The sequence below is a fragment of the Desnuesiella massiliensis genome (assembly GCF_001403615.1).
GTDB lineage: Bacteria > Bacillota > Clostridia > Clostridiales > Clostridiaceae > Desnuesiella > Desnuesiella massiliensis.
Genome location: NZ_LN879454.1, coordinates 624,488 through 641,312 on the forward strand (window position 1 = coordinate 624,488; position 16,825 = coordinate 641,312).

General features: G+C 36.0%; 12 protein-coding genes. All 12 read left to right on the plus strand.

Annotation, left to right across the window (positions count from 1 at the left end; translation table 11 throughout):
- The first annotated feature begins 234 nt into the window (after positions 1–234).
- A complete protein-coding gene (locus tag BN2665_RS06655; RefSeq protein ID WP_341452582.1) occupies positions 235–915 on the plus strand; it encodes a C39 family peptidase in 681 nt (226 codons plus the stop codon).
- Positions 912–1,076 carry a hypothetical protein gene (locus BN2665_RS27310; RefSeq protein WP_195892666.1) on the plus strand — a complete coding sequence of 55 codons (165 nt, stop codon included), beginning with the start codon at positions 912–914 and terminating at the stop codon, positions 1,074–1,076. Before BN2665_RS06655 ends, BN2665_RS27310 begins: the two co-directional genes overlap by 4 nt.
- Positions 1,042–2,106, plus strand: a complete 1,065-nt coding sequence (locus tag BN2665_RS06660) for a hypothetical protein (protein WP_055666319.1) — start codon at positions 1,042–1,044, stop codon at positions 2,104–2,106. Before BN2665_RS27310 ends, BN2665_RS06660 begins: the two co-directional genes overlap by 35 nt.
- 39 nt (positions 2,107–2,145) lie before the next feature.
- A complete protein-coding gene (locus tag BN2665_RS26670; protein WP_082435819.1) occupies positions 2,146–2,661 on the plus strand; it encodes a helix-turn-helix domain-containing protein in 516 nt (171 codons plus the stop codon).
- 152 nt (positions 2,662–2,813) lie between these two features.
- Positions 2,814–3,023 carry a helix-turn-helix domain-containing protein gene (locus tag BN2665_RS06670; RefSeq protein ID WP_055666320.1) on the plus strand — a complete coding sequence of 70 codons (210 nt, stop codon included), beginning with the start codon at positions 2,814–2,816 and terminating at the stop codon, positions 3,021–3,023.
- Between the two features lie 60 nt (positions 3,024–3,083).
- The gene (locus tag BN2665_RS06675) at positions 3,084–4,334 is read left to right on the plus strand and encodes a DNA cytosine methyltransferase (protein ID WP_055666321.1); all 1,251 of its coding nucleotides are present in this window, start codon (positions 3,084–3,086) and stop codon (positions 4,332–4,334) included.
- 14 nt (positions 4,335–4,348) lie between these two features.
- Positions 4,349–6,958 carry a DISARM system SNF2-like helicase DrmD gene (gene drmD / locus BN2665_RS06680; RefSeq protein WP_082435820.1) on the plus strand — a complete coding sequence of 870 codons (2,610 nt, stop codon included), beginning with the start codon at positions 4,349–4,351 and terminating at the stop codon, positions 6,956–6,958.
- 12 nt (positions 6,959–6,970) lie between these two features.
- On the plus strand, positions 6,971–8,392 hold the full coding sequence (locus BN2665_RS06685) for a site-specific DNA-methyltransferase (protein ID WP_055666322.1): 1,422 nt from the start codon (positions 6,971–6,973) through the stop codon (positions 8,390–8,392).
- A gap of 1 nt (position 8,393) precedes the next feature.
- Positions 8,394–11,048 carry a DEAD/DEAH box helicase family protein gene (locus BN2665_RS06690; protein WP_055666323.1) on the plus strand — a complete coding sequence of 885 codons (2,655 nt, stop codon included), beginning with the start codon at positions 8,394–8,396 and terminating at the stop codon, positions 11,046–11,048.
- Entirely contained in the window at positions 11,041–14,349 is a 3,309-nt protein-coding gene (gene drmA / locus BN2665_RS06695; RefSeq protein WP_055666324.1) for a DISARM system helicase DrmA, read from the plus strand. The genes BN2665_RS06690 and drmA overlap by 8 nt, the downstream gene beginning before the upstream one ends.
- Before the next feature lies 1 nt (position 14,350).
- A complete protein-coding gene (drmB, locus tag BN2665_RS06700; protein ID WP_055666325.1) occupies positions 14,351–16,117 on the plus strand; it encodes a DUF1998 domain-containing protein in 1,767 nt (588 codons plus the stop codon).
- Positions 16,099–16,788, plus strand: coding sequence for a phospholipase D-like domain-containing protein (locus tag BN2665_RS06705; protein WP_055666326.1), 690 nt, complete (start codon positions 16,099–16,101; stop codon positions 16,786–16,788). The genes drmB and BN2665_RS06705 overlap by 19 nt, the downstream gene beginning before the upstream one ends.
- Positions 16,789–16,825 lie beyond the last annotated feature (37 nt).

Consider the following 16,825-nt stretch of genomic DNA (forward strand, 5'->3'; position numbering starts at 1 on the left):
AGAATATTTGATGATAACCGGATGTAATTGCACATTCGGTTATTGTGTTTTATGGAGGTGGAATTATTGGCAATTGATCCGTTAACGTCAAAGCTGCTTACACATTTAGCGATAAAAGCAGCTGCTGATGCAGAAGCGAGGAAAAGAATGCTGATACTTATCCTTACACCGTTGATCGCCGTATTGCTCATTATTACAATGTTTTTTTATATCCTTACACATCCTTTAGAGTTTTTGGGACAATTCATTAACGGTGAAGATTTGACAGCAGTTGAGCAGCTTCAAAATGACTTTGGCATGTATCAAAGCATTTTGCAAACTGACCCCGATTATATAGACAATTACGGTAAAAGTTATGAGGGGGTTACAATTTACAATGAGGGAGAAACGCCTGTCGTTTATTATAATCAGCTTGACAGCAGATGGGCAGATAAACCCTATGGTACAGATACTATAGGTGGATATGCTTGTGGTCCTACTTCTATGGCTATGGTGGTATCAAGCCTTACCAATACCTCGATAGACCCGGTGCAAATGTCAAAATGGTCATATGACAATGGGTATTGGTGTAAAGGCAGCGGTTCTTACCATGCTTTAATCCCTGGAGCTGCAAAAGCTTTCGGGTTGAATGTGGAAGGCTGTTCGGCAACTGAATCACAACGTATTGTAGATGCTCTTTCGTCAGGTAAACTGGTGGTTGCTATTATGACGAAAGGGCATTTTACGTCAAGTGGACATTTTATCGTGCTCCGTGGAGTAACAGAAGAAGGAAAGATATTGGTAGCTGATCCGGCAAGTAATAAAAGGAGTAAACAAGAATGGGACTTTTCTATTATTATAAATGAAGCCAGCAAGAGTGCAGGAGCAGGAGGTCCGTTTTGGATTATCAGCAGGAATGCAGGAGGTGGAGTATGAATAGGAAAAAAATGATTGAACTGATTGTTTACATATTGATTGTCATTGCAGGTATTGTTTTGTTAATGACAAATCAATTGAAAGACAAAGAAAAGATACACGATTTACATTTTGGAGGTGTGAAAAATGCTGTTATATCTGTCCAGCAGTGGGAAAAGTGATCTTGCAGATTTCTTGGAAGAAGAAAGTGAACAGGCACAAAGCAATAAAACGGAAGTGGTTATAAAAAAGCTTGTGGGCAGATTTACTTTAAAACAGTTTGTAGTTAGAGATATGAGGAATTATCAGAGCTGCAAGCATTTCATTGTGGATATCGGGTGTATTGAAGATAGTCTTGATGATTTTATCGTCGCCTTGCAATCTTTTCAGATGATGTTTAATGCTCGAATTATTGTAGTTTTATCCGGTTGTGATAATGAAAAGGTATATATTGATAAATTACTCGATATAGGAGTTACTGATATAGTTTCTGCAAGCATTGTGGAGGATTTAGAGAGCGAGATTAGAGAATGCTTGTCCGAAGGCGGTATGCAGAGATATAAGCAGATTGAGGAAGTGACTAAAAAAGAACTAAAAATTGTACAATCTGGAATTAAGGAATCTGTGGAAATCGAAATACCAAGATATAAGTGGAGTGCAAAGAATATAAAGGTTGCTGTTGCCGGAGTCGACCGTAGAAGCGGTGTTACGGTAACGGCATTTAATTTTGCAAACTGGTTGATTGCAAGGGGGGCTACCGCATGTTTCATTGAAATGAACATGCACCGTCATTTGCATTATCTGATTGAAAGATATACTTATGAGAAGATCGGAGAACATTATCCTGTTGGCGATGTAGACTGCTTTTTAACCAATGAAATTGATAAGGACTACAATTTTATTATTTATGACTGTGGAGCAATTAAGGAATTAACCAATGCATTCAAAGAAGCAGATATCAGGTTGATCTGTGGGAGCCTTTTGCCTTATGAAGAAGCCAATTACTCAAAGTTGCTGCATTTATGCAAGAATTTATCAACCTTTAAGATGGCTTTGAGTGTACCTTTGGAATTTCAAAGCGACTGTAAGGCTACATTTGGAGAAGATCTGATGATTGCTGACGCTTCTCATGACTTATTTAATGACAATATCAACGGACATATATATCATCCAATTGTAAAGGAATATATCATACCGGAAAGAAAGCTGTAAAAAAAGGCTTCCCGGTAGCATTTGAAACAGGAGGGTATCATGGCAAAAATCGAATATATGACTAATGCATTTCAATCAGATTTGAAACCGAGGGCAAGGCTTGTATTAAACTGTCTTGCCCTTCATTGCAATAAGGAAAGCCAATGCTTTCCGTCCATTAAAACTATTGCGAGAGAGTGCGGATATAGTGTTAATACGGTAAAAAGAGCTTTGGATGACCTGGTGACAGCAGGTTTTATTACTAAAGAAGCTCGTTTTGATACGGAACGTAAACATGGAGGGCAGACTTCAAATCTCTATACGCTAAATATTGTCGAACCAAAGAAAGAAGAATCTAAGTCATCCAAAGAAGATAAGAAGCAGTCAATACAGGTAAATGAGAATAGTAGTGTAAAAAAAGAGCAGGGAGCAAAGGGAGAAGTATGTGACAATCGTGAGCTGGGGGTAGCCCATTCTGTTCAGGATAAGTCAAGTGTAGAAATTAGTCCTGATATGGCATATCCGACTTATAACTTTTCGTGGGCTGGGGGGCAGGCCAAAGGCGCATCCCCTTGAAATTTACAGGTGAACTATTATCTACTGGTGAAAAAAGAAGTAATATAGATTAAATAAAATACTAAATAGAGCGTATTCGCTTTACAATGAGTTGTAATTATGATATTCTTTTATTTGTGAAAGTGTATCCTAAAGTTGGTGAGGTGTATGGCATGGCAATTAGGAGCAAACTGTCCATTTTGATGGGCACTAAAAGGTATAACATACAAGATGTGTATGAAAAAACGGGACTTGCTCGAAGCACAATTGCCAATTTGTATCACGACAGGACTCAACGGATAGATTACGATACGCTAGATAAGCTATGCAAGCTTTTCGAGTGTAGTGTTGGTGATATTATTGAGTTTTATGAAGAAATATGAAGATAGACTTAATAATAAAAACATGGTCCTGCTTTAGGACATAGAAATTGGGATGGTGTTATGAACAATAGAAATTTTACTTTTATAGATTTATTCGCTGGTGCCGGTGGCCTTTCTGAGGGCTTTGTTGCTGATGGAGGGTTTATTCCGGTTGCTCACGTTGAAATGAACCCATATGCTGCAATGACCTTAAAAACAAGGACTTGTTATTATTACTTGAAGGAAAATAACAGATTGGATGAATACAGAAGTTATCAACGAGGCGAAATCACTCGTGATGAGCTTTTTGCAAGAATGCCAAATGGAATGCTTGATACTGTAATTAATAAAGAAATATCTGATACGACAACAAATGAAATTTTTGGTTCAATAGATGAGATACTTGAAAACGCGAATATTCAAAATGTGGATATAATTATTGGGGGTCCACCCTGCCAGGCATATTCCTTGATAGGAAGAGCAAAAGATCCAGATAACATGAGAAATGATCCTAGAAATTTTCTTTATAGGCAGTATGTTAGATTTCTAAATCGGTACAGGCCACGCATGTTTATATTTGAGAATGTACCAGGCATTTTAACTGCAAATAATGGTGAAACATTCCAAAGTATCATTAGAGAATTCAATGATGCAGGGTATACTGTTGATCACAGAATACTTGATGCGGCTGATTTTGGGGTGCTGCAACATAGAAAAAGAGTGATAATAATTGGTTGGCAAGCTGATTTGCAGATTGTGTATCCTGAATTTGAGATTACTGAGGTTCAGGCAACGGTTAATGATATTTTGCAAGATTTGATTAGACTTGAAATAGCAACTGAGAACAATGTTTATGTTTCTGAGCCAACTAATTATTTGAGGGCGAGCGGAATTAGAGCTGATGATGATATTTTGACACATCATGTATGCCGTTTCCATAATCCAAGAGACATTGAGATTTATAGACGAGTGATTACTGCTTGGAATGAAAATCATAGAAGACTAAGATATACTGATTTGCCAGAAGAGCTGTGTACGCACAAAAATAGAAATGCATTTTTAGATAGATATAAGGTGGTTGCTGGGGATATTCAGTGTTCTCATACGATGGTTGCACATATCTCAAAAGATGGACATTATTTTATTCATCCAGATGTTACACAATGCCGATCTTTATCCGTTAGAGAAGCTGCAAGAATACAATCATTCCCAGATAACTATTTTTTTGAGGGTCCTAGAGCAGCTAAGTTTGTTCAAATAGGTAACGCAGTACCCCCATTGATGGCTAAGGGGTTAGCACGAGGGATTAGGGATATCTTAGAAAATATTTAAAGAGGGAGATAAAAATGCAAAACATGCTTATCCAAGAATATGGACAAATTAAAAGAATTGAATTACAGCACAATCCATACTATTGTTTAAGTGGGTCTGATATTGATATTAACCCTCATCAAATAGAGGCATTTTGTGTTGCTGTTGCATCCCTTAAGTCAGGAGGAGTAATTCTCGCTGATGAAGTAGGATTGGGTAAAACAATTGAAGCTGGACTTGTCATCAAATATGTCCTGCAAAGCGGGGCTAAGCGAATTTTAATAATTCTGCCCTCAAACCTAAGAAAACAGTGGCAAATAGAGTTAGAAGATAAATTCGAAATTGAGTCGATTGTAGTAGATAGTCTCAATATAGACGAATATCATGAGCTGGTCAGTAAGAAAAATCGAAAACCTGTGGTTGTTATTTGCTCATATACATATGCGTCAAAAAAAGCAGATATGTTTTGTAGAACAGACTGGGATTTTATTGTATTTGATGAAGCTCATAAGCTTAGAAATGTACATAAATCTGGTGTTAAAACTGCAAAGAGTATCTACGAGATAACCAGAGGGATTCCTAAAATCATGTTGACAGCTACACCATTGCAGAATAACCTTTTGGATCTCTATGGACTTGTATATTTTATTGATGAAAAGATATTTTTTGACAAAAGACTTTTTGCCAAAAGGTATATCAAGACAAAGGATTTTGCTGATTTAAAATCCCATATAAAACCGGTAGTGCAGAGAACTCTTAGAAAAGACGTTGCTGATTATATTGCATTTAAAAAGAGGGTATGTATTACGGTTGATTTTAAACTGTCTCCACAAGAGGCAGCTTTGTATGTTATGGTGAATGATTATCTCAAGAAGGATATAATTTATGCTATCCCATCATCTAACAGAACTTTGATAACTGTAGTTATCCGCAAACTTCTAGCTTCTTCAAGTCATGCAGTTGCTGCTACATTTGAGGTGTTGAAGGACAGGTTAATCACACTGAAAGAAAGTACTCGACTAGAGAGCGTAGAGAAGGGATTAGACTATTTTTTTGACTTTTTAGATGATGACTACGAAGAAGATGACAAAAATACATCTAATCATTCTGAATTATATGATCGAGAAAGAGTGAACGAGTTTATTCAACATGAAATTGATGAAGTTGAAAACATTATAAAGCTGGCAACAAGTATTTCTGCAAATGAGAAAGCGAAAGCCCTACTTAAAGCAATAACGATAGCATTCAATAAACAAAAAGAAAGTGGAATAAATGAAAAGGTAGTAGTTTTCACAGAATCAGTAAGAACGCAAGAGTTTCTTTATAAGGAACTTACAAATAAGGGTTATGCAGGTGAGGTGCTTCTCTTTAATGGAAATCCATCAGATAAAACGACCTCAGAGATTTATAGAGCTTGGAAAGCAAAGAATTTTGGTAAAACGTTAGCGAGTAGAAACGTTGAAATAAAACATGCCATTGTGGATTATTTTAAGAACAACTGTAAGATTTTATTGGTAACAGATGCAGGCTCAGAAGGATTAAATCTTCAGTTTTGCAATTCGGTGATTAATTATGACTTGCCATGGAATCCGCAAAAAATTGAGCAGAGAATTGGTCGATGCCATCGATACGGACAGATGAACGATACCATTGTTATCAATTTACTAAACACAGAAAATATAGCTGATAGAAGAGTATACGAGATTCTATCGGAGAAATTCGAACTGTTCGAAGGAGTCTTTGGTGCATCTGATCAGGCACTTGGACTATTAGAATCTGGTATTGACTTTGAAAAAAGAGTTTTGATGATATATCAAAAATGCAATAGCATAGGAGAATTTAATAAAGAGTTCAAAGCTTTGGAAAAAGAGTTTGAGAGAAAGAGGAATGTTAAGTTCCAAGAACTGAAAAATCTTTTAAGCGATGAGAAAGAACATCATTCAAATAGTTATAAAAGTATTCTTTCGGATGTCATGCATTTCTTGAATGAGTTAAAAAAGTGGGAGGCGGTAAAGCCGCCAACTAAAGGCACTAAGTATCCTGTGGCTTATGCAATTAACATCAGAAACAAAGAAAAGCATGGCTTAGAACATGGTTTCATTTTAATGGGAGGGCTATATAACAACCAAGACTTTTTACTTCCGTTCCTCCGAGTGTTTGATGAAAAAGGGAACAAACTTGAATTAAGCGAAGCTGCGATATTAGAAATTATGGAGAATATTGAGGAGTCGAGTGTTGCTCCTATAACAATATCAGATAAAGATTTGGAAAAATGCGGAGAGAGTATTTATAGTGAGTTGTTGCTAATGTATTATTCTTCTAACAAAGCAGCGATAGACTACAATAAGGCTAAAATTGATAATTGGGCTATGCTTCGTAAAGATTACTTTAACCTTGAAATCAGTGAGATTGAAAAAAGTATAACTGAAATAAAAGATCAAGCATTAGCCACTAAGAATTTCAAGGAAAAAATAGATTTAAAGAAGCAAGCTGAGGCGAAAGAAAAAGAACGAGATGAAATGATAATCAAATTCCATCAGTCAATTGCCAGCATTGATGAAGAAGCAAAGCATCTGATTAAAGATTTTGAAAATCAATTTGAAATAAATCCGGTACTCTTTGCAAGAGTAGTGGCGAAATTCTAGGAGGAAGAGTAGATGAAGAAACAAGGGAAGCTTGAGCTAACATGGGTTGGAAAATACGATGATAGAATTATAGAACCACGGATTTTGATAGAAGATAAATCAAAATCTTATGGAGATGCAACAACACAAAACATGCTAATTCATGGTGATAATTTAATAGCTTTAAAAGCATTAGAACAAGATTTTGCAGGGAAAATCAAGTGTATTTATATTGATCCACCATTTAATACTGGGAGTGCTTTTGAACATTATGAAGATGGGATAGAACACTCTATTTGGCTGTCAATGATGAAAGCCAGATTGGAATTATTAAAAAATCTTTTATCAGATGACGGCGGTATATTTGTCCACATTGATTATAATGAAGAAGCATATCTTCGAGTGCTTATGGATGAAATATTTGGCAGAAGTAATTTTCGCAATACAATTATAGTCTCTAGGATAAAAAAGAATATTCGAGAAAGAGAATTTGTAAGAGCTTTGAATTATGCGCATGATGTAATTGTATTTTATGCAAAGTCAGAAAAAACCGTTATTTTACCTCCTACAAAGAAAGTTACTAAGAATGATAGATGGCACAGTTTTGAAGCTAATGGAGTTAGGAATGGTATGGATTATGATTTGTTTGGCTATAAGCCAAAAGAAGGTAATCATTGGAGATGGTCATACGATAGAGCACAACAAGCTATAAAAGATGGAACCCTTCGACCGAATCCTAGAACGGGAAAACCAGAATACTTTATTCCAGCAAGTGATACAGAGCTAATGGATACAATATGGACGGACTTAACATCTTCAGCCTTTAATTGGAAATTCCCGAATGGTGAAAAAAATGAAAAGTTAATTGAAAGAATTATTTCTATGATTACTAATGAAGGGGATATTGTACTTGATAGTTTTTTGGGTTCTGGGACTACTGCTGCTGTAGCGCATAAAATGAAAAGAAGATGGATTGGAATTGAAAAGGGTGACCATTGCTATACGCACTGCATTAATAGGTTAATAGATGTTATTGATGGTGAGCAAAGTGGAATATCAAGAGATTTTAACTGGCAAGGTGGTGGAGGCTTTAAATTCTATGAACTTGCTGAACCACTGCTTATTAAGAATCCAATACTACCAATATATCAAATTAATCCTGTGTACACTTTTGATATGATGGCCGAAGCAATTTGCAAACTAGAAGGCTTTAAGTATTCACCTGTGGGAGAATATCACGGTATTTCGTCAGAAAATAGATTTATTCATGTTACGAATCAATTTGTAAATAGTAGTTATGTTATATCAATAACAAAGAATTTGGACAAACATCAATCGTTACTAATATATTGCACTAAAAAACAATCAAAAATGATTTTGCCTGACAACATAGAGATTAAGAAAATACCAAAAGATTTGTTAGAAAAATGTAGCTTTGAAAGCGAGGGGATGTAAGATGAGTATTGTAAACAAGATTAACTGGGCTATGAGTTTGAGGGAGCCACAATTAGAAGCTCTTACATATCTTGATGCCATAAGCTCCAAGTTGGATTATAAAAATTGCTCTAAAGAAGAAGCAGAAAAAGTTGCTCATGAGAATTGTGAAGGCAATCGAAATATAATGATTGACAAAGATTTTCACTTTCCATCCTTTTGCTTTGAAATAGCTACTGGTATAGGCAAGACGAGGCTGATGGGAGCATGCATATATTATCTATATAAAACAAAGGGCTATAAGCATTTTTTCATTCTGGCGCCAGGAAACACAATATATGATAAACTCCGTAAAGAGACCATGCCGCACCATCCCAAATATATGTTCAAAGGACTTGAAGCTGAAATGGGAAGGCCGAAAGTATATGATGGTGAGAACTATTTGAATTATCCTGCTAAATTTACTCAGCAAGAAATATATGTTGAGAAAACATCAGAGATTCAAATATTCATTTTTAATATCGGCAAAATATTTCAACGCGGGGACGTACAGTTCAATTTCCACGATTTCAAGGAGTGTTTAGGCGGCTCTTTCGCAGATGTACTAAAGAGCTTCGATGATCTAGTCATTTGTATGGATGAAGCTCATAGATATTATGCACCGGCATCTAAGAAAGCTATCGATTATTTGAACCCGATTCTTGGGTTGGAATTTACAGCTACACCGAAGCCGGAGAATAGAAATATTATATACAGTTTTGATTTGGCCAAGGGTGCAGGAAAGTATCTCAAGATTCCGGTAGTCATGGGAAGAACTAATACTGCTGGATTTAGTGATGCAGATATTGAGGAAATGAAAATAAAAGATGGCATCAAGCTTCATGAACAACGTAAAGCGGTGGTTTATAAGTATTGCACAGAAAACAATCTACCACAGGTTAAACCAATTGTTCTTATTTCTTGTAAGGATACTAACCATGCGAAAGCAGTTAGAGAAAAAATAGATTCTGACGAGTTTTTTGAAGGCAGGTATAAAGGTAAGGTTGTTGAGATACATTCAGGGACTACCAGTGTTGAATCGGATGAAAATATCAGAAAACTACTCACAATAGAAGAAAACACCAATCCTATAGAAATAGTTTTGCACGTATACAAGCTTAAAGAGGGATGGGATGTTAATAATCTCTTTACGATTGTTCCGTTAAATGCTGCGAAGAGTGAAATCTTGGCTTTGCAAACGATAGGTCGTGGACTCCGTTTGCCGTTTGGACAAATTACTGGGCAAGATGAACTTGATACTTTAGATATTGTTGCGCACGATCACTACAGAGAACTGATTGATGATGTAAAATCCAATCCGATTTTCAAAACAAGAAACTTGGACGAGAATGATGTGCCTCAGACAAAAGCAGTGGATGTAGTTGCTGAGTTTAATGATGGACAGATGGCACTTTTTCAACAAACAGTTGAGGCTACTGCGATAAAGTCGTTTCAAGACATTAATGATTTGAAGGTACAAGAAGAGCTGTATAAGGGCTATCTAAAAGCTTTTGCGAAAGAGATGAAACCGGTTAAAGATGATAAAACGGTTGACCAGATGTCATTGTTTGATCTTGAGGTATTCATTCAGAAAGTGGCTGAAGAACCTGCTATTTATAAGGTAGATGAGTCAAAAGAACAGAAGCCAAAGGCTAAAACGCCTATTATGAAAAAAGAAGAATTTATAAAAAAAATCAAAAAGGTTGCACAACGAGCTGTAAGTGTTCCAAGGATTAGCATCGGCTATAGTTCGACTATCACTTTTAAACCCGTTACCATCAAAAGAAACATTGTAGATTTTGACACAGCGACTTCATATATCGAAAGATATGATGTCATTAACGAAAGGTTGTTGATGTCAATAGAAGCTGTTGCTCTTGAGACAGAAGACCCAGTTAATGAATTGGCGTGTATGTTATTGGATTCAATTGATGAATTCGACTCAAATGATGCTGAGTATATTATTGATGTTGTCGAACAATACCTCAATCTGATTGAGGGAAGCTTTGAAGATAAGAAAAAAATAGTTAGAAGATATGCAGCAGCAATAATTAAAGATATAAGTGACCAAGTTTATGCCGCGAAAGAGGAGCATACCGAGTTCATATATAATGTTGAAAAGGACTTGATTCTGTTTGGAAAGTTCGTAAAGAATGTAAAGCCGGACGGTAAAGTTGATTACAAAAAAGAAATAGCTGACAAGAAGAATATTAGACAGTATTTATTTACTGGATATAAGAAGTCATACTATCCTGAAAATGGGTTTGATAGTGATGATGAGAGAAGATTGGCAGTTATATTAGAAGATGATCCAGATGTGGTACGTTGGATCAAACCCCCACTTAATCAATTGGGTTTATTCTATAAGGCAGGGCATCAATATAATCCGGACTTTATTGTTGAAACAGCAAATACCAAGTACTTGGTAGAAGTAAAAGCAAGTAATATGACCAAGGATGAAGATGTAATTGATAAGGCTAAAGCTGCAATAAAGTGGTGTGAATGTGCTGCCGGAGTCGATGCTGACAAAAAAGAATGGAAATTCAGGCTAATTGCAGGACAAAATATCGCTATTGGCAATACTTTTAAATACACCATGGGGATGAGCGAGAACATGGAGGGCATAGTAAATGAGTGATCATGTTTATGCGAAAGTTCGTGAGAAGATAATAGAAGCCTTAAATACTGATTTGATTGGCCCTCTTGAAGTCGAGGAAATGCTTGATGAATCACCTTTGAGTACTTATATCACAGGTATGCTATATCCACTGAAGAGTCAAGCATCAAGTGAAGCTGAGCTTGAAAATAATGATTTTGTAAGTGATACGATAGAAGACGAGAGAGATACATTAGAAGAAGACTACGAAGATAAGGTTGTTTCAAAATTCAAGCAGCAATCTTCTGTAGGCTTAAGTTTCTATGTGTCGGAAGAACTGAATCACTTTGAAGTTGTGGCCAGATGGGGAGAATACTCCAAAGATAAGATTGAGCTGGAAGAGGATGTTGAAAGCGGTAAGAAAAAAAGTAAAAAAACCGTTTATATCCGTGAACAAAAAGTTGAATCTATTTCTGTTGATTTGCGCAGTTTTGATAAAGCCCATGACGTCCCATTGGTATCTGATCCGGCTATAAAAATACGTATCATTCAATTCAAATTGAATAATAAACACAAGTTGGTTTCAGTTTATCTATATAATGGCAAACAAACTGGGCAAGATAGAGATTTCGAAAATGTAATGTTTCAGACGGAATTAGTTGTAAAATCTATCGATGGTAGTTCCATTTTCTTGCCTGAGCATAAATGTCGTGAGAAAGAAATTGCGGATGAGTTCTATTATGAAAAGCGTCCTATTTATTCCAGAGGTCATGGCTGTGCAGCAAGCTGGGTTTGTAAGGACAATGGAAATGCTTGTGAGATAAAGTCGGAATTTATCCCTTCTCACGAGATAAATGCTGTTAGTCCGGAGTTGAAGAACTTCGGCGGGAATTATTTTTCAATGAGATTTATGTCTCGACCAAATAACAAAGTTGAGACCATTAGTAGATTGAAAGCATTAAAAGATGAGTACGAAGAATGGATAAATGATTTGGGCAAGAGCGACAAAATGAAGGATTCTTCTTTTTTATCCAAGGGGAATAGCATCATAAATGAGTGCAGGAAAGCATCTGATAGAATTTCACAAGGAATAAGTCTTTTAGAAAATAATGAAGATGTTTTCAGAGCATTTTGTTTTATGAATCAAGCCATGTATTTGCAAAGAAGTATCGCTCAGTTTGCTAATAAATATGGAAAGGGGATAGATTGTAGTCTTGGCGATTTTAATAAGGAAGATCACAGCACCTGGAGACCGTTTCAAATAGCGTTTATCTTATTAAATATTGCAAGTTGCGCTAACCTTAAGGATGCATATAGAGATAATGTTGATCTTTTGTATTTTCCTACAGGTGGTGGTAAGACTGAGGCGTATTTAGGACTTATTGCATTTGTTATAGGATATCGAAGATTGACGGCTTCGAAGGAAACAGAATATGAAAAAGATGGTGGTGTAACTGTATTTTTAAGATACACATTACGTCTATTAACTACGCAACAGCGTGATAGATTGACGAAAATGATTTGCGCAGCTGAAATTATCCGTAGTAAAAATCCAGACCTATATGGAAAACAAAGGATTTCTATAGGATTCTGGGTTGGTAGTGGGGTTACTCCTAATAATTTTAAAGAACTTGATGATGCTGAAAAAGGTCCTCAAGCAATTAATAAACTTACAAAACAGGTAATTGTCTGCCCAATGTGTGGTACAGCCATTAAAAAAGAGAATTATGAAATTGATACGGACAAATGCGAAGTAAAAATCCATTGTCCTGATTCTAAGTGTCATTTCTACAAATTTAATGGTGTGAGTATTCCTGTATATTTAGTGGACGAAGAAATATACAGGAAGTGCCCAACCGTAATAATATCTACTGTTGATAAATTTGCAAGATTGCCTTGGGATGAGAAAATGGGATTGTTGTTTGGTAAAACAGACAGGTATTGTGAACGTCACGGTTATATTGCGGTTGGTGAAGAACATCCAAACAGGCATAATAAATCAAAATCATTGGCAGCTTCGCAAACAATTGAGACAAAAATGTTCTACCCCCCAGAATTAATTGTTCAGGATGAGTTGCATTTGATTACCGGACCACTTGGTACAATTTATGGTGCATATGAAACTGTTGTCGAGGATATGTGTGCCATTGAAAGAGATGGCAGGAAAATTCTCCCCAAATATATTGTATCTACAGCAACAATTAAAAACGCAGATGCTCAAATTAGATGCTTATATGGCAGGGATAATTTTTCACAATTCCCACCCAGTGGTTTTGATATCAGCGATAGTTATTTTATCAAGGAAATCTCTCTTCAAGATAAGCCTTTTAGAAAGTACTGTGGTATTTGTGCTACTGGGAAGTCTATGAAGACAACAATTTTAAGAGTTTATGCAGTTTTGTTGCAACAAGCACTAGAACTTTCAAAAATCGAAGAGTTCAAAGAATACGTTGACCCATATTATACTCTAATTGGTTATTTCAACAGTATCAGAGAGCTTGGCGGTACAGTTAGACTGTTGCAGGATGACATCCCTGCCCGCATAAAACGAATTGTAAAAAAATATGGATATGGTTCAATAAGATACTTGAACAGAACGAAAGAGATAACATCTCGTGTGTCTTCTTATCAAATAGCTGAGTTACTAGAAAAATTGACAATTGAATCAGATAATAAGGAATGCTTAGATGTCGCAATTGCAACAAACATGATTGCTGTTGGAATGGACGTCGATCGTTTAGGATTGATGTCAGTGACCGGACAACCTAAGCAAAATTCTGAATACATTCAGGCAACAAGCCGTATTGGGAGAAAGTATCCTGGACTTGTTGTGACGATCTATAATCCTTATCGACCAAGAGACTTATCGCATTATGAAAATTTCATGGGATTCCATTCTCATATGTATCGTTATGTGGAAGGAACTACTGCTACGCCTTTCTCGGCACGAGCAAGAGATAGGGTATTACATGCTTTACTGGTATCGCTTTTGAGATTGAAAAACGGGGAACTGGCAATCAATGAAGGAGCGGGAAGAATCAATGAGGCTGCTGATGAAGTAATTCAGGAGGCAAAAGATATCATTTTGCAAAGAGGGGCTGTTGTTGCATCAAAAGCAAATGATGATACTCTCAGAGAAATGGATATTTTCATTGATGAATGGAAGCATCTTTGTAATAGTGACAAAAGACTATTTTACTATGTTAAAAATACGGAAAACTTCAATAGACTTCTCAATTTTTACAATGAATATTGTACACCAAAAGAAAAACCGACACTTAACTCAATGAGAGAGGTAGAAAGTACATCTTCACTATATTATTACACGGAGGGGGCGCAATAGGATGAAAATAAATAAACTGGGAGAACTAAGGCCAAACCAATTAATAACAACCTTTGGCCCTGGAGCGATACTTGATGTAGTGGAGGACTCGGTAACAGTGTTAGATATTAATTATTGGGATAAATATGGGAAAACCATATATGATGCAAGGCTAGCATCTTATTTAGGAGTTGATAATTTCAAAACTCCTAAAACTTCTTGGCAAGGAGACATACCAGTAGTTTCATTCCCGAACTATCATATATGCAAGAAAAGCACATGTAATCATCTATTCGATATTAGTGAAAATTTTGATGTGGACAAGTATTTGCAAAACGGTCCAACATGCCCTATTTGTGGGTTCAAAGCTTATCCAGCAAGGTTTATTATGTCCTGTGTTGATGGACATCTAGATGATTTCCCTTGGCGTTGGTGGGTTCATCATGGCGATACTAAATGTAAAAAGGATTTGAAGCTGGTATCGACAGGTAATACCTCATCTCTAGCTGAAATAATTGTTAAATGTGAATGTGGTGCTTCAAGAACGATGAGTGGTTCAACGCAGTCAGAGAATTTTGCAGGGCTGATATGCAGTGGAAGACATCCGCATAATCCAAGAATGGCAAAAAAGACAAATGGAACCTATTCTAAATGTGATAAAGCGGTCATTCCCTCGCAAAGAGGAGCTTCTAATGTATATTTTCCTGTCATAAGAAGTGCAATATCCATACCGCCTTGGATTAACCCGTTAAACTCTATGATAGATGAACACTATAGGGATATTTTGAATTTAAGGGAGTACATTGGTGAAGAGGCCATTATAAAAATATATGAGAAGCACTTTACGACAATTTGCTCGAAAGATGAATTTGTTGAAGCAGTTAAAAGACGAGATGAAAAGGTTAAAGAATTTATCGAAATAAAAGAAATGGAATATGCAGCTATAACACATCATAATGATTTACTTTATCAGACGGATGTAAAATATTTTAAAGCAGAAGAAGAGCTAATTCCTGCATATTTAAGCAAATATTTTTCCAGAGTAATTAAGATCCATAGATTAAGAGAAGTAATGGTATTGCTTGGTTTTATGAGAATGGATTCCCCAGAACCAGAAGTTGAAGATGCGAAAAACATAGTATATCTAACAAAAAATAAAACAGGTGAATCGTGGCTACCAGGAGTTGAAATCAATGGGGAAGGTATCTTTATAGAGTTTAATAAAGAAACGGTTGCAAAATGGAATACGGTATTGAGAACGGGACAGTTATCAGATCAATACAAGAAGTTTTATAACGAGTTTTGCAGCTCGAGAGGTTGGACAAAATATAAAGAGAGAAATGCAGAGTATGTTCTGCTGCATACATTTGCTCACTTAATGATAAAAGAAATGGCAATGCAATCCGGATATTCTTCATCAGCCATAAAAGAGAGAATCTATAGTAGTGAGAATATGTGTGGAATTCTGCTATACACCGGTAGTTCTGATAAAGAAGGTTCCTTGGGCGGACTTGTGGAAATTGGAGAAATGAATAAATTAATCATTGTATTAAAACAAGCTCTTGAGAATGCAATGCTTTGCACGACTGACCCAGAGTGTATGATGAGTGAGCCTTCTGCTGATGACCTTAATGGAGTAGCTTGTCATTCTTGTGTGATGATAGCAGAGACCGCATGTGAAAGTGGTAATAGATTACTTGACCGTTCGCTTGTTATACCTTTGCCATCAAAAGAAGAGAGTGCCTACTTTAGGGAGTTGGTGAAAGAATTATGCGGGATGGATATATAGGAATAGCTATAATTGTTGAAACCTTAGTGGCTGAGATTGAGAGGTTTGGCGCAGAAAACATAGATATTCAAGTTTTTAAGAAATCATATTCTTCAATTAGAGAGAAGTTTCCATCTTTAACTGAAGAAGAAATATACACTGTAATTCAGATGGCCATAAGCTTATATAATTACAAAGTTCAAGAAAAAGTGGAATTAGTTATTACTGCGCCGAATAGTTTCAAATTGAAGGCACTCAAGACGAGCATAGTAGTGCATGATCTCATAAGTAGTGCACAGAAAAGTATCACCTTAACAGGTTATTCAATATCCGAATATTTTTCTGAGCTTTTAGAAATGCTCTTAGATAAAAGCCGTAAAGGTGTGTACATCAATTTATATGTTAATGATTTTGCCAGTAAACAGGAACAGCTTGATAAATTGGAGATATACAAAGGGAGATTTTTGAATATTTACGACTATAATAAAGGATCGGATAAAATGGCAGCACTTCATGCCAAAATATTAGTGGTTGATGGTCATAAGACTTTTATTTCGTCTTCAAACCTTTCCTATCATGGATTAGAAGGAAATATTGAAATGGGTGTGTTAATAAATTCTCATAAAAAAGCAAGTAATGTTGAAGAGCTGTTTAAACAGTTGAGAGCACAGAAGGTGTTTACCAAATTATAAGTTCACAATCCGTTTTATTGGACACCTCTTGTGATAA